Origin of the sequence: Rhodoferax ferrireducens (assembly GCF_049302455.1) — a bacterium.
In the GTDB taxonomy this organism is placed as follows: domain Bacteria; phylum Pseudomonadota; class Gammaproteobacteria; order Burkholderiales; family Burkholderiaceae_C; genus Rhodoferax; species Rhodoferax ferrireducens_B.
In genome coordinates this window covers 15,253-40,848 of the sequence record NZ_JBAQMD010000034.1, presented here as the reverse complement: position 1 = coordinate 40,848, position 25,596 = coordinate 15,253, and the positions used below count along the sequence as shown (strand labels likewise).

Annotated in this window: 22 protein-coding genes and 1 pseudogene; 14 read left to right on the top strand and 9 right to left on the bottom strand. The window is 59.3% G+C overall.

Going from position 1 to position 25,596, the window contains the following annotated elements:
* Positions 1 to 142: 142 nt before the first annotated feature.
* The gene (locus WA157_RS06105) at positions 143 to 2,683 is read right to left on the bottom strand and encodes a PD-(D/E)XK nuclease family protein (RefSeq protein WP_422620119.1); all 2,541 of its coding nucleotides are present in this window, start codon (positions 2,681 to 2,683) and stop codon (positions 143 to 145) included.
* Between the two features lie 85 nt (positions 2,684 to 2,768).
* Here WA157_RS06105 and trxA point away from each other — a divergent pair, with 85 nt between their 5' ends.
* From trxA to WA157_RS06055, 10 genes are all read left to right on the top strand, one after another.
* Positions 2,769 to 3,101 carry a thioredoxin TrxA gene (gene trxA / locus WA157_RS06100; RefSeq protein WP_422620118.1) on the top strand — a complete coding sequence of 111 codons (333 nt, stop codon included), beginning with the start codon at positions 2,769 to 2,771 and terminating at the stop codon, positions 3,099 to 3,101.
* Positions 3,102 to 3,380: 279 nt separating this feature from the next.
* Entirely contained in the window at positions 3,381 to 4,643 is a 1,263-nt protein-coding gene (gene rho / locus WA157_RS06095; RefSeq protein WP_011465176.1) for a transcription termination factor Rho, read from the top strand.
* A gap of 222 nt (positions 4,644 to 4,865) precedes the next feature.
* Entirely contained in the window at positions 4,866 to 5,141 is a 276-nt protein-coding gene (locus WA157_RS06090; protein ID WP_422620117.1) for a type B 50S ribosomal protein L31, read from the top strand.
* A gap of 67 nt (positions 5,142 to 5,208) precedes the next feature.
* Positions 5,209 to 6,927, top strand: a complete 1,719-nt coding sequence (locus WA157_RS06085; protein ID WP_422620116.1) for a hypothetical protein — start codon at positions 5,209 to 5,211, stop codon at positions 6,925 to 6,927.
* A gap of 122 nt (positions 6,928 to 7,049) precedes the next feature.
* Entirely contained in the window at positions 7,050 to 8,783 is a 1,734-nt protein-coding gene (gene pilB / locus WA157_RS06080; protein ID WP_422620115.1) for a type IV-A pilus assembly ATPase PilB, read from the top strand.
* Positions 8,784 to 8,803: 20 nt separating this feature from the next.
* On the top strand, positions 8,804 to 10,021 hold the full coding sequence (locus WA157_RS06075) for a type II secretion system F family protein (RefSeq protein ID WP_422620114.1): 1,218 nt from the start codon (positions 8,804 to 8,806) through the stop codon (positions 10,019 to 10,021).
* A complete protein-coding gene (locus tag WA157_RS06070) occupies positions 10,021 to 10,863 on the top strand; it encodes a prepilin peptidase (protein ID WP_422620113.1) in 843 nt (280 codons plus the stop codon). Before WA157_RS06075 ends, WA157_RS06070 begins: the two co-directional genes overlap by 1 nt.
* Before the next feature lie 3 nt (positions 10,864 to 10,866).
* Positions 10,867 to 11,505 carry a dephospho-CoA kinase gene (coaE, locus tag WA157_RS06065; protein WP_422620112.1) on the top strand — a complete coding sequence of 213 codons (639 nt, stop codon included), beginning with the start codon at positions 10,867 to 10,869 and terminating at the stop codon, positions 11,503 to 11,505.
* Positions 11,506 to 11,510: 5 nt separating this feature from the next.
* Complete coding sequence (zapD, locus tag WA157_RS06060) at positions 11,511 to 12,269, top strand: cell division protein ZapD (protein WP_422620111.1); 759 nt, start codon at positions 11,511 to 11,513, stop codon at positions 12,267 to 12,269.
* Positions 12,266 to 12,484: a DNA gyrase inhibitor YacG gene (locus WA157_RS06055; protein ID WP_422620110.1), complete on the top strand. Its 219-nt coding sequence runs from the start codon at positions 12,266 to 12,268 to the stop codon at positions 12,482 to 12,484. Before zapD ends, WA157_RS06055 begins: the two co-directional genes overlap by 4 nt.
* Positions 12,485 to 12,523: 39 nt before the next feature.
* Here WA157_RS06055 and WA157_RS06050 read toward each other — a convergent pair whose 3' ends face one another.
* From WA157_RS06050 to WA157_RS06030, 5 genes and pseudogenes are all read right to left on the bottom strand, one after another.
* The gene (locus WA157_RS06050; RefSeq protein WP_422620109.1) at positions 12,524 to 13,003 is read right to left on the bottom strand and encodes an NUDIX domain-containing protein; all 480 of its coding nucleotides are present in this window, start codon (positions 13,001 to 13,003) and stop codon (positions 12,524 to 12,526) included.
* Positions 13,000 to 13,878 (bottom strand): ATP-binding protein, encoded by an 879-nt coding sequence (locus tag WA157_RS06045; protein WP_422620108.1) that lies wholly within the window; start codon positions 13,876 to 13,878, stop codon positions 13,000 to 13,002. Before WA157_RS06045 ends, WA157_RS06050 begins: the two co-directional genes overlap by 4 nt.
* On the bottom strand, positions 13,875 to 15,104 hold the full coding sequence (argJ, locus tag WA157_RS06040) for a bifunctional glutamate N-acetyltransferase/amino-acid acetyltransferase ArgJ (RefSeq protein ID WP_422620107.1): 1,230 nt from the start codon (positions 15,102 to 15,104) through the stop codon (positions 13,875 to 13,877). Before argJ ends, WA157_RS06045 begins: the two co-directional genes overlap by 4 nt.
* Positions 15,105 to 15,201: 97 nt before the next feature.
* The gene (secA, locus tag WA157_RS06035) at positions 15,202 to 17,967 is read right to left on the bottom strand and encodes a preprotein translocase subunit SecA (RefSeq protein WP_422620106.1); all 2,766 of its coding nucleotides are present in this window, start codon (positions 17,965 to 17,967) and stop codon (positions 15,202 to 15,204) included.
* A 141-nt stretch (positions 17,968 to 18,108) separates the two neighbouring features.
* Positions 18,109 to 19,100: pseudogene (locus tag WA157_RS06030) on the bottom strand (M23 family metallopeptidase).
* A gap of 26 nt (positions 19,101 to 19,126) precedes the next feature.
* Here WA157_RS06030 and WA157_RS06025 point away from each other — a divergent pair.
* The 3 genes from WA157_RS06025 to WA157_RS06015 all read left to right on the top strand — a co-directional run bounded on the left by WA157_RS06025 (position 19,127) and on the right by WA157_RS06015 (position 21,188).
* Entirely contained in the window at positions 19,127 to 19,438 is a 312-nt protein-coding gene (locus tag WA157_RS06025; protein ID WP_422620105.1) for a hypothetical protein, read from the top strand.
* Between the two features lie 101 nt (positions 19,439 to 19,539).
* Positions 19,540 to 20,547, top strand: coding sequence for a protein-methionine-sulfoxide reductase catalytic subunit MsrP (gene msrP / locus WA157_RS06020; RefSeq protein WP_422620104.1), 1,008 nt, complete (start codon positions 19,540 to 19,542; stop codon positions 20,545 to 20,547).
* Positions 20,548 to 20,582: 35 nt separating this feature from the next.
* Entirely contained in the window at positions 20,583 to 21,188 is a 606-nt protein-coding gene (locus WA157_RS06015) for a sulfite oxidase heme-binding subunit YedZ (RefSeq protein WP_422620103.1), read from the top strand.
* Positions 21,189 to 21,215: 27 nt separating this feature from the next.
* Here the strand turns inward: WA157_RS06015 and lysA are convergent, their stop codons facing one another.
* The gene (lysA, locus tag WA157_RS06010) at positions 21,216 to 22,517 is read right to left on the bottom strand and encodes a diaminopimelate decarboxylase (protein WP_422620102.1); all 1,302 of its coding nucleotides are present in this window, start codon (positions 22,515 to 22,517) and stop codon (positions 21,216 to 21,218) included.
* Positions 22,514 to 22,723 (bottom strand): LPS translocon maturation chaperone LptM, encoded by a 210-nt coding sequence (gene lptM, locus WA157_RS06005; RefSeq protein ID WP_422620101.1) that lies wholly within the window; start codon positions 22,721 to 22,723, stop codon positions 22,514 to 22,516. Before lptM ends, lysA begins: the two co-directional genes overlap by 4 nt.
* A gap of 12 nt (positions 22,724 to 22,735) precedes the next feature.
* On the opposite strand from lptM, the gene cyaY reads away from it, so the two are divergent.
* On the top strand, positions 22,736 to 23,065 hold the full coding sequence (gene cyaY / locus WA157_RS06000; RefSeq protein WP_422620100.1) for an iron donor protein CyaY: 330 nt from the start codon (positions 22,736 to 22,738) through the stop codon (positions 23,063 to 23,065).
* Here cyaY and WA157_RS05995 read toward each other — a convergent pair.
* The gene (locus WA157_RS05995; RefSeq protein WP_422620099.1) at positions 23,055 to 25,448 is read right to left on the bottom strand and encodes a penicillin-binding protein 1A; all 2,394 of its coding nucleotides are present in this window, start codon (positions 25,446 to 25,448) and stop codon (positions 23,055 to 23,057) included. The two genes, cyaY and WA157_RS05995, sit on opposite strands and share 11 nt — an antisense overlap.
* Between the last annotated feature and the right edge of the window lie 148 nt (positions 25,449 to 25,596).

The following is a 25,596-nucleotide window of genomic DNA, read 5'->3' as shown; positions in this document are numbered from 1 at the left end:
GTTATTGGGGTCAGACACCAATTTCGCTGCGGCGCATGGCGCCGCTCCCTTTGGGCGAGCCGTCGGCTCGGCGAATTTGGGCTCTGACCCCAAAAACCCGGGTTGGGGGAGTGAGTGGGGGAAAAATCACAAAAAACAAAACTCATACAACATCCCAAAAATCCTTACGACACAGTCCCCGCGCAGCGCAAAATTCGCACGCCTTGCCCTCCCCCATCGCCGCCATAGCCGCACCATCGGCAATCCGCGCCATGTCCGTGGCAATCCCCGCCAGCAGCAGGTCGCGCAGGGCCACCACGTCGGACTGCTCGTACGTTTTGGTGCCGTCTTTTTCACCCACATTCACATAAGCCGCCGCCAAGGTGTCATCACCCAGCAGCGCCGCATAAAACGCGAGTTGGGTGTCTTCCGGCGCGTCCTTGATGCGCTGGGCGGTGCTGGCACGCGGCTCGGTTTTGTAGTCGATCACCAGGGCGCTGCCGTCCTGCAGGCGATCGATACGGTCAATCTTGCCAACCAGGGTCAGGTGACCGAGCGGGGTTTCCCGCCAGCGCTCGGCGGCGACAAAGGCGGCGCCGCTGGCCTCGTGCCCGGCCAGCCATTCCAGGTAGCCCGCGCGCACCCGCGGCCAGGCGGCGGCGAACGGCAAGAATTCGCTGCTGGACAAACCCAGCGCCACAGTCGCCTCTTCAGCCGCTCTGTTAATCATAGCTAATCGCCCAACAAAATCGGGGGCTGGAGACTCATTCAATGCTTCATGAAAGAGCTTGAGCACGGTGTGCAGCCAGTTGCCGAAGTCGCGTTTGCCAAGTTCGGTGTCGAGTTCATCCGACTCCTGCAGCTTGAGCTGGCGCAGGGCAAAGAACCGGTACGGGCAGCGGCGCAGGTCTTCATAAGCCGTGCTGGAGAGCCGGGTCACGGCCAGCGCATCGCCCTTCGGGCGCGGCATGGCGCCAGGCTTGGCCGTGAGCGCGCGCAGCGGCCGCGGATCCGGCGCCATGGCACCAATCTGGCTGAGCTGCAGTTCCTGCACAAAGCCGCTGGCCATCAGGTGCTCGCCGCCTTCGCTCTGGCGCCACAACACATCCACATGGGGAAACTGCAAGGCGTACTGCCAGGCCGCGCGGCTGGCAGCGGCCAGATGCGCACGCTCGGGCAGACCGAGCAGCGCGCGTTGGGCAGGGGTCCACGGGCCGGTGGGTTCGGGTGACATCGGCAAGCGCACGTCGTCGCAGCCGGGCAGCACCACCGCCGCCAGCGGGCGACCCAGCAGCTGGCTCAAGGGCAGGATCACGACCTGACCCGGCGCTGATTTCTCCGGATGTTCCGGCAAGAAACTGGCCGCCTCCAACGACTGGCTGACCCACGCCGTGAACTCACTCTGACTCATGGACACGGCCACATCCGCAAACTCGGTATGCGCGCCCTCATGCAAACGCAGGGCCTGCAGCACCGCTTGCCCGGCAGCGTCTTGCGTCAAGCCGGTCCATTGGCCCGCGCTTTGCAGCACGGCGCGCAGATCGACCAGCCAGCGCGCCAGCGGCCGCCCGGATTGCAGACTGTCGCGTAGCGCCTGTACCGGGCGTTGCAAGGCCTCACCGAGCGGCACCGCGCGCCACTCGCGCACCGCGCCGCGGCGCCAACTGGCCTCGGCCTGCGTCACCAGTTGCGGGTCAAACGCCGGCGCGTTTTTCAGCCAGTCGAGCACCACATCAGTGCTGGCGTCCCAGGCGCATGCGCGCAGCAGACTCATCAGTGTGGCGGCGGCACGGGTGGTCGACAGCGTCCAGCCGGTTTCGTCGCGCACGGCCACGCCGCGCTCTCCCAGCATGGCGCGCACGCGGCGCGTCAGCACCCGATCCTGCGCCACCAGCGCCACCGGCGAGCGCCCCGCCGCCAGATGCGCTAGCACGCAGGCAGCCGCGCGCTGCGCTTCGTCTTCGCCGTCCTGGGCCGCGTGCAGCGCCACCGTGTCCGCGCCTGCGGTAGCGCCTGCTGGTGCGTCTTCCTGCTGCAGCGCCAGCACGACGACCCGCTCACCGAGTTCGTGCTGCAAGGCCAGCGCCAGCGGTTCGCTCTGGAAGCCTTGCAGCACCACCAGCAAATCAGGTTGGGCCGCGAACAGCCGATCGGACGGATAACTTGAGCTGGCCACCCAGGCCAGCGCGACCCGGGCCAGCGCGGCCTCCAACGCCAGCACCGGCGCGTCCAGGCCGCTAGCCAACAGACTGTCCAGGCGCAGACCCCACTGCGCGCGCGCCGCGGGCGCAACAGAAGCCGCAAGCCTGGCCAGACTCCAGGCCGCTTCCATCAGGCGCGCCGCCAACAGGTTTTGATACGGGGCCAAGCCCGCGCGTGCCAGCAAAGAAGCCGCCGTCAGCACATCGCGCGCGCAATCGAGCTGCAGATCGTCCGGGCCGGGCTCAAAGCCACCCAGGCTGCGAGTCCAGTTCATGCTGGTCTCGAAACGGGGCAAAAAATGGGCAGGCGAGTTGACGCCAGGCTGGGCGCCCTCCAGAGCGCGCAGCCAGGCGCTGCGCGCTTCCTGCATCAGCTGGGCGTACGGCAACAGCACCACCGTGCGTGATGCATGCACCCCGCGCGCGGCCATTTCGGCGCGGATTTGACCCATGACACGGTCCCATGCCCGATCAACAGGATGGTTTTTTGCTATTTCAGCCATAGGATTTTGGTTAACGATGCAGGGGCTTGGTTTCTGTCACAATTTCCCCACTTTACCTGTACCGACTATCTACCAAGGAATTCTCATGGCCAGCGAACTTATCAAACATGTGTCCGACGCCTCTTTTGAAACCGATGTGCTGAAATCAACGCAGCCCGTGCTGGTGGACTACTGGGCCGAGTGGTGCGGCCCGTGCAAGATGATCGCGCCCATTCTGGAAGAAATAGCGACCAGTTACGAAGGCAAACTGCAAATTGCCAAGATGAACGTCGATGAGAACCGTGATATTCCGGCCAAATTCGGCATTCGCGGCATTCCCACCCTGATGCTGTTCAAGGATGGGCAGCTCGCCGCGACCAAAGTCGGCGCCATGAGCAAGTCGCAGATGACGGCTTTTATTGATCAGCAACTAGCCTGAAGCATTGCGGGACAGACCGCAGTGAAGCCAAGCCAACAAAGTCTGTCCCCCAACCGTTCAAAGCGAGCCAGCTTTACCCGTAAGAATTTAGGCTTTTCCAGATCATGCTTGACAGGGCTTGAAGACTGCATTTTTTTCCTGTCATAATTACAGCCAGTTCACTGACTCCCATCCTGGGTCAGTTCGAGTTCCCGGTTTAGAACATTGAGGCTGAGGATTGCGATCCGCCTCACCCAAACCCCCCCTGTATTTCGTTCAATTCCCCTACCTGGCCATTCCATGCACTTAAACGAACTCAAGGCACTGCACGTGTCAGAAGTCCTCAAGCAAGCTGAAGAGCTTGAGATTGAAAACACCGGGCGCATGCGCAAGCAAGAGCTGATGTTTGCCATCATCAAAAAGCGCGCCCGCGCTGGTGAGCAGATCTTTGCCGATGGCGTGCTGGAAATCCTGCCCGATGGTTTTGGTTTTTTGCGCAGCCCCGACACCAGCTACACCGCCTCCACAGACGACATTTACATCAGCCCGAGCCAGGTGCGCCGCTTCAACCTGCACACCGGCGACATGATTGAAGGCGAAGTGCGCACGCCCAAAGACGGCGAGCGCTACTTTGCCCTGAACAAGCTTGAAAAAGTCAACGGCGGCGGGCCCGAAGAAAACAAACACAAGGTGATGTTCGAGAACTTGACGCCGCTGTTTCCCAACAAGCAAATGCGGCTGGAACAAGACATCAAGACCGACGAAAACATCACCGGTCGCATCATCGACATCATCGCGCCGATTGGCAAAGGCCAGCGCGCCCTGCTGGTGGCGCCACCCAAGAGCGGCAAGACGGTGATGATGCAGCACATTGCCCACGCGATTGCCGCCAACTATCCCGAAATTCACATGATGGTGCTGCTGGTCGACGAGCGGCCCGAAGAAGTGACCGAGATGCAGCGCACCGTCAAGGGCGAGGTGATCGCCTCCACCTTTGACGAGCCCGCCGCCCGCCACGTGCACGTGGCCGAGATGGTGATCGAGCGCGCCAAACGCCTGGTCGAGTTGAAGAAAGACGTGGTGATTCTGCTGGACTCCATCACGCGCCTGGCGCGCGCCTACAACAATGTCGTGCCCTCTTCCGGCAAGGTATTGACCGGCGGTGTGGACTCCAACGCGCTGCAGCGCCCCAAGCGCTTCCTGGGCGCGGCGCGCAATGTGGAGGAAGGCGGCTCGCTGACCATCATCGCCACCGCCCTGATCGACACCGGCAGCCGCATGGACGAAGTGATTTTTGAAGAATTCAAGGGCACCGGCAACAGTGAAATCCACCTGGACCGCCGCCTGTACGAAAAACGCGTGTTTCCGTCGATCCAGCTCAACCGCAGCGGAACCCGGCGTGAAGAGCTGTTGCTGGCCCCCGAGATTTTGCAGAAAACCCGCATCCTGCGCCAGTTTCTCTACAACATGGATGAAATCGAGTCGATGGAAATGGTGCTCAAGCAAATGCGCGCCACCAAGAACAACAGCGAATTTTTTGACATGATGCGCCGCGGCGGCTAGAAATATTGCCCCCACGCTTGGCCACTTCGTGTGCTGCGCTGCCCCCCAAGGGGGTTAATTTTCCTTGGGGCGGCCCGGCGAAAAATTTGCCCCCACGCTTGGCCCCTTCGTTTGCGGCGCTAGGCTATAATTCGCGGTTCTACGCGACAAGTACGACGGGCTTTTAATTGCGCAATGGTTTGCACAAGGGCTGACGCGGCTAACGCAACTGATGGAGAAAACATGAAAGCAGACATTCACCCGAATTACCGCGAAATTTGTTTCCTGGACACGTCCAATGGCTTCAAATTCGTCACCCGCTCTTGCGCTAACGCCAAAGAGATGATCAAGATGGAAGACGGTCGCGAACTGCCGCTGTACAAGATCGATACCTCCAGCGAATCGCATCCTTTCTACACCGGCACACAAAAATCCGTGGACAACATGGGTGGCCGTGTCGAGCGCTTCCGCAACCGTTTTGGCAAGACCAAAACCGCAGTTGCCGCTGTCACCGAATAAACTGGCAAACGCTTCTTCCAAAAGGCAGCCCGGGTTACCCGCGCTGCCTTTTTTTCATCAAACCAGCGTGAATCAAACCACCCCCGCGATCGTCGCCCAAGGCGCCGTGCAGCGTTTGCCGCGCGTTGCTTTGTTTTTGTTTTGCATCGCCTATGTATTGCCGGGCTTGCTGGGCCGCGGCCCCTGGAAAACGGCCGACATATCCGCCTTTGGCTATATGGCCGAATTGGCCCGTGGCGGCACCGCATGGATGTCGCCGCAGTTGATGGGTCTGTCACCCGAGGTCGATGCGCTGCTGCCTTATTGGCTTGGCGCCTGGGCCATGCAGCTCGCGCCCGCCTGGTTCGCACCGGATTTTGCGGCCCGCATCCCGTTTGGCTTGTTGCTGACACTGGCCCTGGTCGCCACTTGGTACGGCACTTACTATCTGGCACGCAACCCTGAGGCCCAACCGGTTGCTTTTGCATTTGGCGGAGAGGCCAGGCCGACAGACTATGCGAGAGCCATGGCCGACGGCGGCTTGCTGGCTTTCATCGCCTGCCTGGGCCTGGCCCAGTTGTCACATGAAACCACGCCTGCGCTGGCGCAGCTCTGTTTTACGGCACTCGCTCTGTACGCGCTGGCCGCCCTGCCCTACCGCACGTTAACGCCCGCCATCGCCGGCGTGTTCGGTCTGGCAGGTCTGACCCTGTCGGGGGCTCCCAGCATGGCCGTGCTGTTGGGCGGCGGCGGCGCCCTGATTCAGCTGCTGGATCGCTCCAATGAACAAAGCGTGACGCGGCGCGCGGCCATTTTGGCCGCCGGGGCGATAGCAATCGTCACGCTGCTGGTCGCTCTGCTGGCCAGCGGGCTGGACTTGTGGCGCTGGCGCATTGAGCTGCCCCATGCCAACTGGACAACGTGGCGCAACCTTGGGCGCCTGCTGCTGTGGTTCACCTGGCCCGCCTGGCCGCTGGCCTTGTGGACCTTGTGGCGCTGGCGCCATCAACTGATTCGCATGGGCATGCCCAGCCGCCATCTGGCGCTGCCGCTATGGTTTGCAGGCGTTGCCATCGGCGCCACACTGACCACCGGCTCGGCCGATCGGTCCTTGTTACTGGCCCTGCCCGCACTGGCAACGCTGGCTGCGTTTGCCCTGCCCACCTTGCGCCGCAGCGTGGCATCGCTGGTTGATTGGTTCACCCTGTTATTTTTCTCCGGCTGCGCCTTGACCATCTGGGTCGTGTGGATCGCCCTGCAAACCGGCGTGCCCAGGCAACCCGCCGCCAACGTCGCGCGACTTCTGCCCGGCTTTGAACACAGCTTTTCCCTTGTTCCTTTTTTGATAGCTGCCAGCGCAACATTGGCGTGGGCCTGGCTGGTGAAGTGGCGAGTTGGCCGGCACCGGGCCGCCATCTGGAAAAGCCTGGTTTTGCCAGCCGCTGGCGCGGCGCTGTGCTGGCTGCTCCTGATGACCTTATGGCTGCCCTTGCTCGACTTTGCCCGCAGCTACGCCCCGCTGGTGCGTCGCACCCTGGTCATTTTTCAGCATCAACCGCGCTGCGTTGAAATCTACGGACTGAGCCGCAGCCAGATCGCGGCTTTTCAATTTCATGGCCATCTGGCACTGCGACCGGCCGGCTCGGACAGCCGTTGCCCCTGGCTGATCGTGGACAAGGATGCCGCGTCGTCTCTGTCCTCAGTCGTTGACCTGACACGCTGGAACTTTCATAGCAACATACGCCACCCGGCAGACCGGTACGAAGACGTGCTCATCTACAAACGAAAAGCCGAACCGGGGTCGTAGCCAGGATTCATTCCTGAAGCAGCGCCAAGTCACAGCCTGACCTGGCCGCCTTTTGATTGCGTCGAACAATCATTCGGCGCCGACCCCATAAATCACTTCCTGTCGTAGTACATTCTCGATCTATGACTGCTGTCGACACCTCGTCTCGAGAATCCCCCGCCACAGCCCTTCCGGGCTTGGGCCGCGCCCTCATCCTGGCGGGCAAACTGGGGCAAAAATCAGCAGAAGAAATCTACCGCAAAGCCCAGAGCGCCCGCACCAGCTTTATTGCCGAGCTCACCGGCTCGGGCGCTGTGTCGGCCTCTGACCTGGCGCACACTATGTCGACAGCCTATGCAGCGCCGTTGGTGGACATGGCCGCCATTGACCCGCAACGCCTGCCCAGGGGCTTGCTGGACGGAAAAATCTGCCAAGACTACCGCGTGGTGGTCTTGAGCAAACGAAATAACAGGCTGATCGTTGCGACCGCTGACCCCTCCGACAGCCAGGCGGCCGAAAAGATCAAGTTTGCCACCCAGTTGGGCGTTGACTGGGTCGTTGCCGAATACGACAAGCTGCTGCAACTGGTCACCGCCAACGCCATCACCGCGTCGGAAACGATGGAGCACATCATTGGGGACGACTTCGAGTTCGATGAGGTTTCGACCGAAGCCTTGACGGAAAGCTCGGACACGTCAAACTCCGAAGTTGAGGACGCGCCGGTTGTCAAGTTTTTACACAAGATGCTGCTGGACGCCTTCAGCATGCGCGCGTCCGATCTGCACTTTGAACCGTATGAGCACAACTACCGTGTCCGCTTCCGTATTGACGGGGAACTGAGAGAGATCGCCTCGCCTCCGATTGCCATCAAGGACAAGCTGGCGTCGCGCATCAAGGTGATTTCCAGAATGGACATCTCTGAAAAACGCGTCCCGCAAGACGGCAAGATGAAGCTCAAGATTGGCCCGGAACGGGTGATCGACTTCCGGGTCAGCACCTTGCCCACGCTGTTCGGCGAAAAAATTGTGATCCGCATACTGGACCCCGGCAGCGCCAAGCTGGGCATTGAAGCACTGGGTTACGAGCCCGAGGAAAAAGAAAGGCTGCTGCAGGCCATTGGGCGACCGTACGGCATGATCCTGGTCACCGGGCCGACCGGCTCGGGCAAGACCGTCTCGCTGTACACCTGCCTGAATATGCTGAACAAGCCGGGGGTCAACATCGCGACGGCCGAAGACCCTTGCGAAATCAATTTGCCGGGCGTGAACCAGGTTAACGTCAACGACAAAGCCGGGCTCACCTTTGCGGTCGCGCTCAAATCATTTCTGAGGCAAGACCCCGACATCATCATGGTCGGTGAAATTCGCGATCTTGAAACGGCGGACATCTCGATCAAGGCCGCCCAGACCGGTCACCTGGTGCTCTCCACGCTCCACACCAACGACGCACCCACCACACTGACGCGCATGCGCAACATGGGTATTGCCCCTTTCAACATTGCGTCCAGCGTGATCCTGATCACGGCGCAGCGGCTCGCGCGGCGCCTGTGCCCGAACTGCAAAGCCCCGATCGAGATTCCCCGAAAGGCCTTGATTGATGCCGGCTACCAAGACGATGAACTCCAGGCGCCCTGGATCAGCTACCGGGCGGTGGGTTGCTCCATGTGCAACAACGGCTACAAAGGACGCGTAGGAATTTATCAAGTGATGCCGGTCAGCGAAGAGATTCAACGCATCATCCTGCGTGATGGCAGCGCGCTAGAAATCGCCGAGCAAGCCAAACGCGAAGGTGTGCGATCGCTGCGGCAAGCCGGGCTGCACAAAGCCAAGTTGGGCCTGACTTCGCTCGAAGAAGTGCTCGCCGTGACCAACGAATGATCCCTTAATTAAAGAGACCCATGGCAACTGAAAAGTCAAAAAAAATCAAGGAATTTGTCTTTGAGTGGGAAGGCAAGGACCGCAATGGCAAGCAGGTACGCGGGGAAACCCGAGCGGTTGGCGAGCACCAGGTTCAGTCCATGCTGCGTCGCCAGGGCGTCATGTCAACCAAGATCAAGAAACGCCGGATGCGCGCCGGGAAATCCATCAGGCCCAAAGACCTCGCCATCTTCACGCGCCAACTCGCCACCATGATGAAGGCCGGCGTGCCGCTGTTGCAAGCGTTTGACATCGTCGGGCGCGGCAACCCCAATCCCAGCGTCACCAAACTGCTCAACGATATTCGTACCGATGTTGAAACCGGAACCTCATTGAGTGTGGCCTTTCGCAAGTTCCCGCTGTATTTCGACAACCTCTATTGCAATCTGATCGAGGCCGGGGAGTCCGCCGGTATTCTGGACCAACTGCTCGACCGGCTGGCGGTTTACATGGAAAAAACCGAAGCCATCAAGTCCAAAATCAAGTCGGCCTTGATGTATCCGATTTCGGTCCTGGTGGTCGCTTTTGTGGTCACGGCTGTGATCATGATTTTTGTCGTGCCGGCCTTCAAGGAGGTGTTCTCGAATTTTGGCGCCGACCTGCCAGCGCCAACTCTGGCGGTGATTGCCATCAGCGAAATTTTCGTCAGCTACTGGTGGCTGATTTTTGGTGGTATCGGCGGCGGCTTTTACTTTTTCATGCAAGCCTGGCGGCGCAACGAAAAGATGCAACACGTGATGGACCGCATCATGCTCAAGATGCCCATTTTTGGCGTGCTGGTCGACAAATCATGCATTGCCCGCTGGACACGCACCCTGTCGACCATGTTCGCCGCCGGTGTACCGCTGGTGGAAGCACTCGATTCCGTGGGCGGTGCCGCCGGCAATTCGGTGTACGAGATTGCCACCAAAAAAATCCAGCAAGAAGTCTCAACCGGCACGGCACTCACAGTGGCCATGACCAATACCAATCTCTTTCCGTCCATGGTCTTGCAGATGTGTTCCATTGGTGAAGAATCGGGCTCGATTGATCACATGCTGGGCAAGGCGGCCGATTTTTACGAGGCCGAGGTCGATGACATGGTGGCAGGCATCTCAAGCCTCATGGAGCCCATCATCATTGTGATTCTGGGTGTCGTGATTGGCGGCATTGTGGTGGCCATGTACCTGCCCATTTTCAAACTGGGTCAGGTGGTCTGATGCTGGTGGCAACGTGGTTTGACGCCACCGTGCTGGGCGTTCTGGGCTTGTTGATAGGCAGCTTTCTCAACGTGGTGATTTACCGGCTACCAGTCATGCTGGAAGCGCAATGGAAAGCCGAGTGCGCCGAAATGACCGGTAAAGAAACGGCGTCGGCAGAGAAGTTCAATCTGGCCGTACCTCGCTCGCGCTGCCTGAAGTGCGGCCATCAAATCCAGTGGTATGAAAACATTCCGGTGTTCAGCTATCTCTTTTTACGGGGAAAATGTTCAAACTGCAAGACTCCCATCAGCCTGCGTTACCCCTTGGTGGAGCTGGCAACGGCTGCCCTGTTTGTTTATTGCGGCTGGAAATGGGGCGCCACACCCGCTGCTCTGGTCTGGTGCGGTTTCGGTGCCACCATGCTGGCGTTGGGCTGCATCGACTGGGACACCACGCTGTTGCCGGATGACATCACCCTGCCGCTGCTCTGGGCGGGCCTGATTGCGGCTGCGCTGCAATGGACACCCGTCGCGCTGCCAGCGGCGCTGTGGGGCGCTGTGGCGGGTTATGTGTCACTGTGGCTGGTTTATTGGGCCTTCAAGCTCGTGACCGGCAAGGAAGGCATGGGTTTTGGCGACTTCAAGCTGTTTGCTGCGCTGGGTGCCTGGTTCGGCTGGCAGGCGCTGGTGCCCATCATTTTGATGGCTTCTGTGATTGGCGCGGTGATTGGCATTGCCATGAAATTCTCCAGCGGGCTGCGTGAAGGTGGCTACATTCCTTTCGGGCCTTTTCTGGTCGGCGCCGGCCTGACTGCGATGATTTTTGGCCCCGGCTCGATTCTTCGCGCGTTTGGGCTCTAGACCATGCGGGGGCTTGTCCGGCTCGGGTTGACCGGTGGCATTGGCAGCGGCAAAAGCACCGTGGCTCGCCTGCTGGCTGAACTGGGTGCCGCCGTGGTGGATGCCGATGCAATTGCACGTCATCTGACCGCGCCGAACGGACCGGCCATCCCCTTGATTGCGGCAACTTTTGGCCCGGATTTCATCACCTCGACGGGTGCCATGGATCGGGAGAAAATGCGCGCACTGGCCTACGCCGACATCACGGCGCGGCAACGCCTCGAAGCCATCATCCACCCGCTGGTTCGACACGAAACACAACGACAAACGCTGCTGGCGGCAAGTCAAGGCCACCCCTGCATCGTCTTTGATGTTCCGCTGCTGGTTGAATCCACCACTTGGCGCGAAAAACTCGATTGGGTGTTGGTGGTGGATTGCACGCCTGCCACCCAGATCAGCCGGGTCATGGCCCGCAATGCCTTGACCCGCGACGAAGTGGAGAAAATCATCGCCTCACAAGCCAGCCGCCGCCACCGCCTGGCTGCTGCAGATGCGGTTATTTTCAATGACCGGCTGTCGCTTGTGGCTTTGGCCGCGGAGGTCGATCAAGTCGCACGTCACTTCGGGCTATCATGCCAACCGTCAGGCCTTAACCAAAAATAATCAGCGTGATCCTTTACGAATACCCTTTTAACGAGCGCATCCGCACCTATTTACGGCTCGAACATCTGTTTCTTCGGCTCAGGGAGTTGGTTTCGCGCGAGTCAGCGCTGGATCACCACTTCGCGCTCTCGACCCTGTTCGAGATCATGGATGTCGGCGCCCGCGCTGACCTCAAGTCAGACGTGCTTAAAGACCTGGACAAACAAAAACACACGCTCGATGCTTACCGGGGCAACCCTGCCATTGCCGAAGATGTGCTCAACGAGATCGTTGCGAAGTTGGAAAACAGTTTCCAGGCCATGAATAGCCTGCCCGGAAAATGCGGGCAATCGCTCAACGACAACGACTGGCTCATGAGCATCCGCAGCCGCGTCGGGATTCCGGGTGGAACCTGTGAGTTCGACCTGCCGGCCTACTACGCCTGGCAACACAAAACAGGAGGCCAGCGCCAGCAGGATCTGGCGCGGTGGATTGCCACTTTAACGCCGCTGGCTGACTCGATTCAATTGCTGCTCAAGCTCCTGCGTGACTCGGGTACGCCGCAAAAAGTGATCACCAATGGCGGGCAGTTTCAGCAGAGCTTGCCCCAGGGGCGCACTTTTCAGCTTCTGCGACTGGCCCTGGACCCGACGCTTGGCTTGATACCGGAAATCAGTGGCAATCGTCTGATGGTATCGATCCGGCTGATGCGCCAGGGAGACGATGACCGGCTGCATGCAAGCAGCGAAGATGCCACTTTTGAACTCGCCTTGTGCTCATCATGAAACCTGCCAATGAAACGCCGCCAGCTCGGCCCAAAATCGTCGTGTGCCCAAGCTGCGGCGGTGAGAGCGTCTACGCCGCGTCCAATCCGTTCCGGCCTTTTTGCAGCGAGCGTTGCAAAAATATGGATTTTGGCGCGTGGGCCAGTGAAAGCTTTCGGGTGCCAGCCAGCGGCCTGCCAGAAGATCAAGCCGACGGCGCTGAACCACTTCAATAGATTTATAAGAAATAGGGCCGCAGCCCCCGTGTAATATGCTTAAGTAGCTACCAAATAAGTAGCGCCCTTGAAACCCCGTTCAGCGGCCAGCCATTGCAGCACCGGCACCGTGCCGGGCAGTACGGGTGCCACCTGCACCGGCAACTGTTGCCACGCGAACAATTGCGCTTCGCGCATCTGCAAGTCGCCCATCCAGTTGAAAACCTTGCAGAAGTTCAAACGCACCAGGGCGTGGGGGTAGTCCACCATTTCAACGCGCCAAGGCATTGCCGGGCCGATGGTGATGCCGAGTTCTTCGTGCAGCTCGCGGTGCAGGGCTTGGGCCACGCTTTCACCCGCTTCCAGCTTGCCACCCGGGAACTCCCAATAACCTGCATAGACTTTGCCCACTGGCCGGGAAGTGAGCAAAAAGCCGCCATCTGGGCGGATCAGAACACCAACCGCGACATCAACAACCGCGCGATTGGCGCCACCTTCGCGCGGCAGCGCGGCGTCAGCGACCAGCATCGCGCTGCTCATGCATCAGCGACATGGGTGCCTGCATAGTCACGCGCAAACTGGTAGGCCACCCGGCCGCTGCGTGAACCCCGCTCCAGAGCCCAGACCAGGGCGTCTGGCCGGGCGGTCTCAATCGCCGGTGCAGCGACACCGAACGAGCTCAACCACTGCGCCACGATGGCCAGATACTCATCCTGGTTAAAGGGGTAAAAGCTGACCCACAAGCCAAACCGCTCGGAGAGCGAAATTTTTTCTTCCACACCCTCGCCCGGATGCACTTCGCCGTCATCGGTGTGGCTGTAGCTCAGGTTTTCGCGCATGTATTCCGGCAGCAGATGGCGCCGGTTGCTGGTGGCGTAAATCAGAATATTGGCGGTCGTGGCGGCCACCGAGCCGTCCAGGATCGACTTGAGCGCCTTGTAACCCGGCTCACCGTCTTCAAAGCTGAGGTCGTCGCAAAACACGATGAATTTTTCGGGCCGATCCGACACCACGTCCACGATATCGGGCAAATCAACCAGATCCGCCTTGTCGACCTCAATCAGGCGCAAGCCGCGCGGCGCGTATTCGTTCAGACAGGCTTTGATCAGCGACGACTTGCCGGTACCGCGGGCCCCGGTCAGGAGCACATTGTTGGCCGGCTGGCCGTTGACGAACTGCAGGGTGTTGCGGCGAATCTTTTCCTTTTGCGGCTCAACTTCTTTCAAGTCGGACAGCCGCATGGCGCCCACATGGCGCACGGGTTCCAGCACACCGTGGCCAGCGCTGCGCTTGCGGTAGCGATAGGCAAAGCCCGCGGTCCAATCGGGCGGCGTCAGCGCGTGTGGCAACACCGATTCAATCCGGCCGATCAGCTGCTCGGCACGCGCCAGCAGGTGCTCAAATTGCTCGTTCATGAGCGGTAGTCCGCGTTGATCGTGACATAGTCGTGACTCAGGTCACAAGTCCAGACCGTATCTGCCGCATCGCCCCGCCCCAACAGCACCCGCACGGTGATTTCACTTTGCTTCATGACGCGCTGGCCCTCTTCTTCCCGATAGGCCGGATGGCGGCCACCCTGCGTGGCCACATGCACCTCGTCCAGGTACAGGTCGATGCGCGTCTGATCCAGATCGTTGATTCCCGCGTAGCCGACCGCAGCCAGAATACGCCCCAGGTTGGGATCACTGGCAAAAAAAGCCGTCTTCACCAGCGGCGAATGGGCAACAGCATAGGCCACCTGGCGACACTCAAACTGGGTCTTGCCGCCTTCCACCTTGAGGGTGATGAATTTTGTCGCGCCTTCGCCATCGCGCACGATGGCCTGCGCCAGTTTTTTTGCCACGCCGAGCATGGCGGACCGGAGCGCTCGCCCGTCAACACTGTCCAGCGATTCAATCGGCGCATGCTTGGCTTTGTTGGTGGCGATCACCACAAAGGAGTCATTGGTGGACGTGTCACCATCGACCGTCACCCGGTTGAATGAACCCTCAGCCAGTTCTGTCGCCAGCTGCTGCATCACAGCCTGACTGACACAGGCGTCGGTCGCCATAAAGCCCAGCATGGTGGCCATATTGGGCCGAATCATGCCCGCGCCTTTGCTGATGCCGGTGATGCTCACCAAGGCGCCACCAATCAGCACCTGCGTTCCAAATGCTTTGGCCACGGTGTCGGTGGTCATGATGCCCTCGGCGGCGCGCAGCCAATTGTCTTCGCGCACGTCTGCCAGCGCGCCGTCCAGCCCGGCCTCAATCCGCTCAACCGGCAGGGTTTCCAGGATGACACCGGTCGAAAAAGGCAGCACTTGCGCCGCAGAGATGCCGAGCTTGCGCGCCAAGGTCAGACACGTGCCCAGGGCCCGGGCGCGCCCATCTTCACCCGTGCCTGCATTGGCATTGCCGGTATTGATGAGCAAGGCCCGAATGCCGGCACCGCTGGCAAGATGTTGCCGGCACAGTTGCACCGGCGCCGCACAAAACCGGTTCTGGGTGAAGACACCCGACACCGAAGCGCCCGGGTCGATCAGCACCACGGTCAAATCCTTGCGCTGGGCTTTGCGAATGCCGGCTTCAGTCACGCCGATGCGCACGCCGGCGATCGGATAAAGCTCGTCAGGGTTGGGGGCAGGCAAATTGACAGACATACTTCTCTTTCAAATCAGGATCAGATGATCCAAAACTCAACCCAAAAAATGGGCCGTGGCAATCAACCAGGGCCCATCGATGTGGCGCGAACTTGCCTCAGGCCAGCTTGCCGTGGCAGTGTTTGTACTTTTTGCCACTGCCGCAAGGACACAGCTCATTGCGACCGACACGGGGAACGTTTCCGCCCGGAATGGTCGATTTCTTCCTGAAGGTTTCGTCGTCGGTAATGGTTTCAACCTCGCCGGTTTCAGTAGGTGCCATGTAGGTCACATTGGCGATGCTTTCACCCCGACTTTCCATGTCCTCAGCGGCCTGTTCCAGTTGCTCACTGGATTGCACCTTGACGGTCATGAGCACCTTGGTGACATCATTCTTAACGGCATCAAGCAACTGGCTGAAGAGCTCGAATGCTTCGCGCTTGTATTCCTGTTTCGGTTGCTTCTGGGCATAGCCGCGCAAATGAATGCCCTGGCGCAGATAGTCCAGCGAACTCAAGTGTTCACGCCAATGGGTGTCAATGCTTTGCAGCAACACCATGCGCTCGAACTGGGTAAAGTTTTCACCGCCCACCTGCTCCACCTTGGCGGCAAAGACCCGATCGGCCTCCTGTTGCACGCTAGTCAGCAGATCATGATCGGTAATTGCGCTCGCCGCGCTGACCTGCTGCTGCAATGCCAGATTCAGCTGCCAATCGTCAGCCAGAACCTTTTCCAGGGTCGCAATATCCCACTGCTCTTCAACCGACTCCACCGGCACATATTGACGCACCAGATCATCGAAACAACCCGCACGCAAGGAGGCAATCTGGGCTGTCAGGTCGCCGGCGTCCAGAATTTCATTGCGCTGCTGATAAATCACCTTGCGCTGGTCGTTGGCCACGTCGTCATACTCCAGCAACTGCTTGCGCATGTCGAAATTGCGCGCCTCCACCTTGCGCTGGGCGCTCTCGATTGAGCGCGTCACAATGCCGGCTTCGATCGCCTCGCCATCGGGCATCTTGAGCCGATCCATGATCGCCTTGACCCGGTCCCCGGCAAAAATGCGCATCAGCGAGTCGTCCAAACTCAGGTAGAAGCGCGACGAGCCGGGATCGCCCTGGCGACCGGAGCGGCCACGCAACTGGTTGTCGATACGGCGCGACTCGTGGCGTTCAGTTGCAATGATGCGCAAGCCACCCAAGGCCTTGACTTTTTCGTGCTCCTGCACCCACTGCGCCTGTATCGCGTCAATCTGTTTTTGTTTCTGTTCGGCCGTCAGCGTTTCATCCGCTTCCACCGCTTCCAACTCCTTGCTGACGTTGCCGCCCAACACAATGTCCGTACCCCGACCCGCCATGTTGGTGGCGATGGTGATGACTTTTGAGCGCCCGGCCTGTGCAATGATCTCCGCCTCGCGCGCATGCTGCTTGGCGTTGAGCACCTGATGCGGCAACTTTTCCTTGTCCAGCAACGCGGCAATGATTTCCGAGTTCTCGATGGAGGTCGTGCCCACCAGCACCGGCTGACCGCGCTCATAACACTCCCGGATATCCTTGATCGCCGCCTCGTATTTTTCACGTGTGGTCTTGTAGACCCGGTCCAACTGGTCGTCACGTCGGCTGGGACGGTTCGGTGGCATCACCAGCGTTTCAAGACCGTAGATTTCCTGGAACTCGTAGGCTTCGGTATCAGCCGTGCCTGTCATGCCCGCCAGCTTGCCGTACAGGCGGAAGTAGTTCTGGAACGTGATCGACGCCATGGTCTGGTTTTCAGGTTGAATGGCGACACCCTCCTTGGCCTCCACGGCCTGATGCAAGCCCTCGCTCCAGCGCCGCCCCGACATCAGTCGGCCCGTGAATTCGTCCACGATCACAATTTCGCCGTTTTGCACCACATAGTGCTGGTCACGGTGATACAGATGGTTGGCGCGCAACGCGGCATACAGGTGATGCATCAGCGTGATATTGGCCGGGTCGTACAGTGTGGCGCCTTCAGGAATCAGCCCCAGCTCGGAGAGAATGCGCTCGGCGCTCTCATGACCCTGCTCGGTCAAGAAAACCTGATGACTTTTTTCATCCACGGTGAAGTCACCCGGCTTGGTGACACCTTCGCCGGTGCGAATGTCTTCTTCACCTTCCTGGCGCTGCAGCAAGGGCACCACTTTATTGATGGCAATGTAAAGGTCAGTCTGGTCTTCGGCCTGGCCGCTGATGATGAGCGGTGTGCGTGCCTCGTCGATCAGGATTGAATCGACCTCATCAACAATGGCGTAATTGAGGCCGCGTTGCACCCGGTCGGCTCCCTCGTAGACCATGTTGTCGCGCAGGTAATCAAAGCCGTATTCGTTGTTGGTGCCGTAGGTGATATCGGCGCGGTACGCCGCCTGCTTTTCCTCGCGCGCCATGTTGGGCAGATTGATGCCGACGCTCAAACCCAGAAAGTTGTAGAGCTTGCCCATCCACTGCGCGTCGCGATTGGCCAGGTAATCATTGACCGTGACGACGTGAACCCCTTTGCCCGTCAAAGCATTGAGGTACACCGGCATGGTGGCGGTCAGGGTCTTGCCTTCGCCGGTGCCCATTTCGGAAATCTTGCCGTTGTGCAGCGACATGCCGCCGAGCAACTGCACATCGAAATGGCGCATCTTCATTACACGTTTGGAACCCTCACGCACCACGGCAAACGCCTCGGGCAACAGGGCATCCAGGGACTCCCCCTTGGCGATGCGATCCTTGAACTCCTGGGTCTTGCCGCGCAACGCCTCATCAGAGAGCTTCTCAAGCTCGGCTTCCATGGCGTTGATGCGCACCACACTCTTGCGGTACTGTTTGAGCTGGCGGTCATTGCGACTGCCGAAAATTTTGGTGAGAATGTTAGTGGCCATGAATGCAAGACCGACCCGCCAGCCCACCGGGGCCAACAGAACAGCGCAATCCTTTTATTAATCTGGATGAAATGGGGTCACCGTCGCGAAGTGCAAGCGTTTGAACGAAATACGCAGCGCTGAGATAACCAAGATGTGATTTTACCTTTGACCGGCCAACCGATTTTCTGGGCGGCTTGGCCGGGCTGGCGCAGCAGCCATCAGCTTGGCCAATTGATGCGTTGCCAGGTTTTGCCCGGCCGCCAGAAACTTCTGGGGGTCTTGCGGAATGCCCATCACCAACACCTCAAAATGCAAATGCGCCCCCGTAGAGCGGCCCGTGGTACCCACCTCGGCAATTTTCTGCCCGCGCCTGATCAAGTCGCCCTTCTTAACCAGCATTTTTGAGGCGTGGGCATAACGGCTGATGAGGTCATTGCCGTGATCAATTTCAATCATGTTGCCGTATTCGGGATGAAACTCCTGCGTTACCACCACGCCACCGGCAGCCGCGACGATGGGCGTTCCAGAAAAGGCCGGGAAGTCCAGCCCGGTGTGCAGCGCCGTACGGCCGGTCAGCGGGTCCAGACGCCAGCCAAAGGCGGAGCCTACCGTCGCTGTTATGACCGCGGCTGTGTCGGCACCATCATGTTGCGAATTTTCTGCTCAAACAAACGCGACTCCAGCACCGTCAGCAAATCGGTCCGCTGATCGGTCAGGCGCGCCAGGTCGTCCAGCGTCGTCTGCAACTCGTCCATCGACAAGGAGTGACCCGACACCAGCGCGCCGCCTTGACCCGTCTGGGCCTTGATCTCGACCGGGTTAACCCCTGCCAATCCCGAGACCCGCTCACCCAAAGACTCCAACTGCCTCAGTTTTGCCTGCATTTCGCCCAGCTTGCGCGCCAAGGCATCCAGGTTTTCACGCATAAACCGGTCCCGCTGGGCAAACTCGTCCTTCACGACCACGCGCAGCAAGTTGCCGACGACGGGCCACCCCTCCCTGGCACCCTTCAAAAACACATAGTGGTAGACGCCCGCCGCCAGCACTATCAAGGTCAATGAGACCACCAACGCAGCCAGAACCAGCTTGGTACCACTGAGGTGTATCGCACGACTCTTGGCGAGCCACGCATCCGTGATAATCAATTGCATTCCAATAGTTCCTCAGCAAGCCATCCATGAACCGCCGCCACCATGCCGTCTCGCTGCTGCAAGCCAGCCAGGACTCGCCAACGCTGGCGCGACTGACCGAACTCACACGTGACTCGGCGGCGCGACTCAAGGCGGTTGAGTCGCTCATTCCCGCAGCCTTGTTTTCAGCCGTCAAAGCCGGCCCCATTGAAGGCCCGGTTTGGTGTCTGCTGTTGGACAACAACGCAGCCGCAGCAAAAATTCGCCAGTTGTTGCCCGCACTGCAGTCTCACTTGCGGGTCAAGGGGTGGGAGGTTAACTCAATTCGGCTCAAGGTCCAAGTGGCTCGCCAGCGCTAATTCCCCACGCCAGCATCATCGCCCGTCAGCTTGAATAATCGGCTACTGTTTGACGGTAGATAAGCAGTTTTCCCGCGACCACCTGAAACGAGGACACCACCATGCTGATCAAAACCAATCGCGACGGCTTTTGCCAGCCGCTCGCCAGCGAGATCACGTCCCAGCGCGTTTATGAGCAACGGCGCACCCTTGTCAAGCTGATGGCCAGCGGTGTCGCAGGTGCGGCACTGGCTGCCTGGGCTTCGCGCACCGCCCATGCACAAGAGGCCAGCCTGACGCCCCGACCCGGCAAGCAGCCTGCGCTACCCAGTGTGAAGTCGAGCTTGGCGGGTGCCATCACCATGGACAAGCTGACACCTTACAAGGACGCCAGCAGCTACAACAATTTTTACGAATTTGGCACCGACAAGGCAGACCCTGCACGCCATGCCCATACCCTCAAGACCAGCCCCTGGACGGTGGAAATCGAAGGGCTGGTCAAAAAGCCGGCCCTATACGCACTGGAGGATTTGCTGAAACTCAGTGCCCAGCAAGAGCGCATTTATCGGCTGCGCTGTGTCGAAGGCTGGTCCATGGTGATTCCGTGGATCGGTTATTCGCTCAGTGAGTTGATCAAAAAAGTGGAGCCGCTGGGCAGCGCCAAATACGTGGAGTTTGTCACGCTGGCCGATCCCAAGACGATGCCGGGCGTCGGCTCGCGGGTTCTTGATTGGCCCTATGTCGAAGCTTTGCGCCTGGACGAGGCCATGCACCCGCTGACCCTGCTGAGCTTCGGCATGTACGGCGAGCTGCTTCCCAAGCAAAACGGGGCTCCGGTGCGCCTGGTGGTGCCCTGGAAATATGGTTTCAAGAGCGGCAAAAGTCTGGTCAAAATCCGCTTCACCGACAAGCCGCCCGCCACCGCGTGGAACAAGGCCGCTGCCAATGAATATGGTTTCTACTCCAACGTGAACCCCAACGTCGACCACCCGCGCTGGAGCCAGGCGACCGAGCGGCGTATCGGTGAGGATGGCTTGTTTGCCAAGAAGCGCAAGACCCTGATGTTCAATGGCTATGAGGCACAGGTCGGGCAGCTCTACGCGGGCATGGACCTCAAGAAGTTTTTCTGATGTCGGCGCTCGCCTCGCGGCGGCCGGCAGCGTGGTTGAGGCCGCTTCTGCGCCACCGCCTGGCCAAACCGCTCGTCTTTGGCTTGTCGCTGCTGCCGTTTTGCTGGCTGCTTTATGGGGCGATCTTTGATCAGCTGGGTGCCAATCCAGCCGAAGCGCTGGTTCGGGCCACCGGGGACTGGACGCTGCGCTTCCTGTGCCTGGTGCTGACGGTCACGCCCCTGCGGGTCATCTCCAACACGCCGGCGCTGGCGAGTTTTCGACGCATGCTGGGCTTGTTCGTGTATTTCTACGTCGCCATGCATTTGCTGAGCTACAGCTGGTTTGACATGGGGTTTGACGTGACCGAGATCGGGCGAGACATTGCCAAGCGCCCTTTCATTCTGGTGGGCTTCTCGGCTTTTGTTCTGCTCACCGCATTGGCTTCGACATCCTTCAATCGGGCCATCAAAACCCTTGGCGCCAAACGCTGGCAGCGTTTGCACCGGCTGGTTTATATCGTTGCCGGGCTCGCGCTGCTGCATTTCTTCTGGATGCGCGCGGGCAAAAATGATTTTGCCGAGGTGTTGGTGTACGCCCTGATTCTGGGCTCGCTGCTGGGCTGGCGACTGGTCAATTTTATAAGTAAAACTCGGCGCTAGCCCCCGTGGGATATGCGTATGCCACTATCAAATAAATAGCGGCGTTGGTCTCCGCCCGACCAGACTCTCACCTTGCATCTGATCCGCAATCGTTTCACGTTGCCGAATAACGCAGGCTTGGGCACCGTCCACCAGAATCTCTGCCGCGCGTCCGCGCGAGTTGTAGTTGCTGGCCATGCTCATGCAGTAGGCCCCTGCTGACAGCACCGCCAGCAGGTCGCCCGACCGCACCGCCAGGGAGCGGTCATGCCCGATCCAGTCGCCGCTCTCACAGATGGGGCCCACCACGTCGTACGTGTCAGGGGCATCCGGGCGCCGGTTCAACGGCACGATCTGGTGGTACGCCTGGTACATGGCCGGGCGCGGCAAGTCGTTCATGGCGGCGTCGATGATGCAGAAGTTTTTTTGCTCACCGGGTTTGAGATACAGCACCTCCGACAGACACACCCCGGCATTGCCCACCAGCGAGCGCCCCGGCTCGATCATCAAATGCCGCTGGCCAAAGCCGCGCGCATCGAGACGAGCCAACAGCTTTTGCCAGAGAAGCCCGGCATCGGGCGGTGTCTCGCCGTGGTAATCAATGCCCAGGCCACCGCCAAAATCGATGTGCTGAAGGGGAATGCCCGCCGCCTCAATCGCTTCCACCAGATCCAGCATGCGGTCCACGGCATCCAGATAAGGCTCTTCCTGCGTGATCTGAGAGCCGATGTGGCAGTCGATACCGACCACCCGAACGCCGGCCAGCTTCACGGCCCGCTGGTAGGTCGGCAGCACGCGTTCATGCGCTACGCCGAACTTGCTGTCCTTGAGACCGGTGGAAATGTAGGGGTGAGTCTTGGGGTCCACATTGGGATTGACGCGGATGCTCACCGGTGCGGCGACACCCATGGACAAAGCCACCTCGCTCAGAACTTCAAGTTCCGCTTCACTCTCGACGTTGAAACAGCCAATGCCGGCCCGTAACGCACGCCGCATTTCCGCACGTGTCTTGCCGACGCCCGAGAAAATGATTTTGTCAGCCCGACCGCCCGCGGCCAGCACACGGTCCATGTCACCGCCCGAGACAATGTCAAAACCGCAGCCCTCTTCGGCAAAAACCTGAATCACGCCGAGTGCCGGATTGGCTTTCATGGCATAACAGATCTGCACGTTGCGCCCGGCAAAGCCGCGCTGGTAAGCGGCCAGAGCCGCCAGCATGGCGCTTTTCGAATAGACAAAAAGCGGGGTACCGTGGGCTCGTACCAGATCACTCAAGCGAATTTCTTCACAAAAAAATTCATTGCCCCGGTAGGCAAAATGGGGCTGGCCGGGAGGATTTCGGAGTGTCATTGGGGCACGGGGGTGGCAGCCGAGGCTGCGTGGGCAGGCAAGCTGGCAGGTGACGGGGCAGTCTGCGTTTCGGGCCAGGTGGCCCGTTTCGCAATGGCTGGTTCTGTGGGCAAATACAGCGGGCCTTGCTGACCACAAGCCGACAGGCTTGCCGCGCTGCTGGCAAGGACCATCGTACTGACTAGAATTTGAAAAAATCTCAACATGGTGAAATTGTAATGAACGACCTTGAATTCATGGACCGCGCTGAAAATCTGCTCAAAGCGGTTGAAACCAGTTGCGACCGCATCAATGACCAGACGCTGGCCGATATCGACAGCCAGCGCGTCGGGAGCATGGTCACACTGGTTTTTTCAAACAAGAGCCAGATTGTCATCAATCTGCAAAAGCCATTGCATGAAATCTGGCTGGCGGCCAAGTCGGGCGGCTATCACTATAAATTTGATAACAAGCAGTGGCTTGACACCAAGGGCCAGGGTGAGTTTTTTGCCAATTTGTCGCGCTGTGCCAGCGAGCAGGCGGGCTGCCTGCTGGTGCTTAATTCCTGAACAAATCCAGTATTTTTTTTCGTTCATCGGCGGGTGGCAACTCAATCACCTGGCTGCCGTCTTGCGTCCCTGAGGGTTCATCGAGCCCGACACTGGTGACACCAGCCCTGTTGGCATACTCGGTATAAAACCATTCGCCACCTGAATTGACAACGCCCTCCGGAACGCTCAATTCAGTCACCGCGACATTGGCGAGCGCCTGCTGCATGAACCGGATCCAGATCGGCAGGCTCAAGCCACCACCCGTTTCACGCGCGCCAAGATTGCGCGGCGTGTCATAACCAATCCAGCTGACGGCAGCCAGAGTGGGCTGGAATCCCGCAAACCAGGCATCCACCGAATCATTGGTGGTGCCGGTTTTGCCGTACAAGTCAGGGCGCTTCAAGATCGCCTGCGCGGAGGCCGCCGTGCCGGTGCGGGTCACTTCCTGCAACAAACTGTCCATGATGAAAGCGTTGCGCGCATCAATGGCACGCATCGACTCGTCGAGCACCGGTGACTTGGTTTCCAGCAGGACTTTTCCTTTCTGTTCGGTCACTTTGCTGATCAGCCACGGATTGATGCGGTAGCCGCCATTGGCAAAGACCGAATAGGCCGAAGCCATTTGCAGGGGTGTGACGGAGCCGGCACCCAAGGCCATGGTGAGGTAGGCGGGGTGCTTGTCGGCTTCGAAACCAAAGCGCGTGATCCAGTCCTGCGCATTTTGTGCACCCACTGCTTGCAGGATGCGGATAGAGATCATGTTCTTGGACTTGGCCAGCCCCCGGCGCATCGTCATGGGACCTTCAAATTTGCCGTCATAATTTTTGGGCTCCCAAGGCTGCCCTCCGGTCACACCGGCGCTAAAAAAGATTGGGGCGTCGTTGATGATGGTCGCCGGGGTAAAGCCTTTTTCGAGGGCAGCGGAGTAGATAAAAGGCTTGAAGCTGGAACCCGGTTGACGCCAGGCTTGCGTCACATGGTTAAATTTATTCTTCTGGAAATCAAAACCGCCGACCAAGGCCTTGATGGCGCCATTGCGCGGGTCCAGCGCCACAAACGCACCTTCCACTTCCGGCAATTGCGTGATTTCCCACGTATTTTTTGGCGTCTTGGTCACCCGAATCACGGCACCGCGCCGAATCTTGATGTTGGGTGGCGCTTTGTCCGACAGACCTGATTGAGCCGGCTTGAGACCTTCGCCGGTAATTTCAACGGTTTCTCCGTTCAGGCGTACCGCAGTGATCTTCTTGGCGTCTGCACCCAGCACCAGGGCCGACATCACGTCGCCGTCATCAGGGTGCTCACCCAAAGCCTCGTCAATGGCGTCCTCAAGTTCCTGCGGATCGGACGGCAGCGAGACGAATTCCTCCGGCCCCCGGTAAATCTGGCGCCGCTCAAAATCCATGATGCCCCGCCGCAAAGACTTGTAGGCAGCCTCCTGATCGGCCGCGCGCACAGTGGTGTACACGTTCAGGCCACGGGTGTAAGTCTCATTGCCATACTGCGCGAACATCAACTGACGTACGGTCTCGGCCGCGTACTCGGCGTGCACTTTGGCGTGCTCTGCACTGGACTTGACGGTGAGCTTTTCCTGTCTGGCGGTCAGCGCCTGTTGTTCCGTGATGAAGCCGTTTTCCAGCATGCGATCAATGATGTGCAACTGCCGCGCCTTGGCTCGCCTGGGGTTGCTGATCGGGTTGTAGGCCGATGGCGCCTTGGGTAATCCGGCCAACATGGCCGCTTCTGCAATGGAGATGTCTTTCAGCGGCTTGTCAAAATAGGCCTCAGAAGCAGCGGCAAAACCATAGGCACGATTACCCAGAAAAATCTGATTCATGTAGATTTCAAGAATCTGATCCTTGGTCAATAAATGCTCCAACTTGAAGGTCAGCAACATCTCATAAATCTTGCGGGTGTAGGTTTTTTCGGTTGACAGATAAACGTTGCGTGCCACCTGCATGGTAATGGTGGAGGCGCCCTGGCTCTTGATGCGCCCCAGGTTGGCCAGCGCCGCGCGCAATACGCCCTTGTAATCGACGCCGCTGTGTTCGTAAAAACGTGCATCCTCAATGGCCAGCACCGCATCCGTCATGACCTTTGGGATTTCCTTGATTGGTGTCAGGTGTCGGCGCTCCTCGCCAAACTCCCCAATCAAAACACCTTCGACGGAATACACACGCAAAGGCAATTTGGGGCGGTAATCAGACAAATCCGAAATGTCGGGTAGATTTGGAAACGCCACTGCCATCGCAATGGCAACGATGATCAAAATTGACAATATGCCGGCCAGTAGCAAACCACCGGCCCATAGCACGATGCGCAGCAGCCACTGCACGGCAGTTGCGCCGGAGTTGGCTTTGTGGGATGGGCTGGTCTCGCTAGCGGGTGATTTGGAGGGCATAGAAAACTTGGTGGATATTCGTTGTCATTATAAAAAGTGATGTTCTTGTGGCTTTGGCGCGCAAGCATCCGCTATTGTTGCCGGCTGGCTTCCAGGTGCCTGCTGGCCTATCGATTTGAATCTGGAGCAAGCCAAAAGCGTCTACTTT

Excerpts from the sequence above, each read along its gene's own strand:
- lysA (WP_422620102.1), bottom strand. The coding sequence starts at position 22,517 with ATGACACTCCGAAATCCTCCCGGCCAGCCCCATTTTGCCTACCGGGGC.
- WA157_RS06105 (WP_422620119.1), bottom strand. The coding sequence starts at position 2,683 with ATGGCTGAAATAGCAAAAAACCATCCTGTTGATCGGGCATGGGACCGT.
- WA157_RS06070 (WP_422620113.1), top strand. The coding sequence starts at position 10,021 with ATGCTGGTGGCAACGTGGTTTGACGCCACCGTGCTGGGCGTTCTGGGC.
- WA157_RS06050 (WP_422620109.1), bottom strand. The coding sequence starts at position 13,003 with ATGAGCAGCGCGATGCTGGTCGCTGACGCCGCGCTGCCGCGCGAAGGT.
- argJ (WP_422620107.1), bottom strand. The coding sequence starts at position 15,104 with ATGTCTGTCAATTTGCCTGCCCCCAACCCTGACGAGCTTTATCCGATC.
- WA157_RS06045 (WP_422620108.1), bottom strand. The coding sequence starts at position 13,878 with ATGAACGAGCAATTTGAGCACCTGCTGGCGCGTGCCGAGCAGCTGATC.
- trxA (WP_422620118.1), top strand. The coding sequence starts at position 2,769 with ATGGCCAGCGAACTTATCAAACATGTGTCCGACGCCTCTTTTGAAACC.
- WA157_RS06025 (WP_422620105.1), top strand. The coding sequence starts at position 19,127 with ATGAACCGCCGCCACCATGCCGTCTCGCTGCTGCAAGCCAGCCAGGAC.
- secA (WP_422620106.1), bottom strand. The coding sequence starts at position 17,967 with ATGGCCACTAACATTCTCACCAAAATTTTCGGCAGTCGCAATGACCGC.
- WA157_RS06055 (WP_422620110.1), top strand. The coding sequence starts at position 12,266 with ATGAAACCTGCCAATGAAACGCCGCCAGCTCGGCCCAAAATCGTCGTG.
- cyaY (WP_422620100.1), top strand. The coding sequence starts at position 22,736 with ATGAACGACCTTGAATTCATGGACCGCGCTGAAAATCTGCTCAAAGCG.
- WA157_RS06090 (WP_422620117.1), top strand. The coding sequence starts at position 4,866 with ATGAAAGCAGACATTCACCCGAATTACCGCGAAATTTGTTTCCTGGAC.
- WA157_RS05995 (WP_422620099.1), bottom strand. The coding sequence starts at position 25,448 with ATGCCCTCCAAATCACCCGCTAGCGAGACCAGCCCATCCCACAAAGCC.
- lptM (WP_422620101.1), bottom strand. The coding sequence starts at position 22,723 with ATGTTGAGATTTTTTCAAATTCTAGTCAGTACGATGGTCCTTGCCAGC.
- coaE (WP_422620112.1), top strand. The coding sequence starts at position 10,867 with ATGCGGGGGCTTGTCCGGCTCGGGTTGACCGGTGGCATTGGCAGCGGC.
- rho (WP_011465176.1), top strand. The coding sequence starts at position 3,381 with ATGCACTTAAACGAACTCAAGGCACTGCACGTGTCAGAAGTCCTCAAG.
- pilB (WP_422620115.1), top strand. The coding sequence starts at position 7,050 with ATGACTGCTGTCGACACCTCGTCTCGAGAATCCCCCGCCACAGCCCTT.
- msrP (WP_422620104.1), top strand. The coding sequence starts at position 19,540 with ATGCTGATCAAAACCAATCGCGACGGCTTTTGCCAGCCGCTCGCCAGC.
- WA157_RS06075 (WP_422620114.1), top strand. The coding sequence starts at position 8,804 with ATGGCAACTGAAAAGTCAAAAAAAATCAAGGAATTTGTCTTTGAGTGG.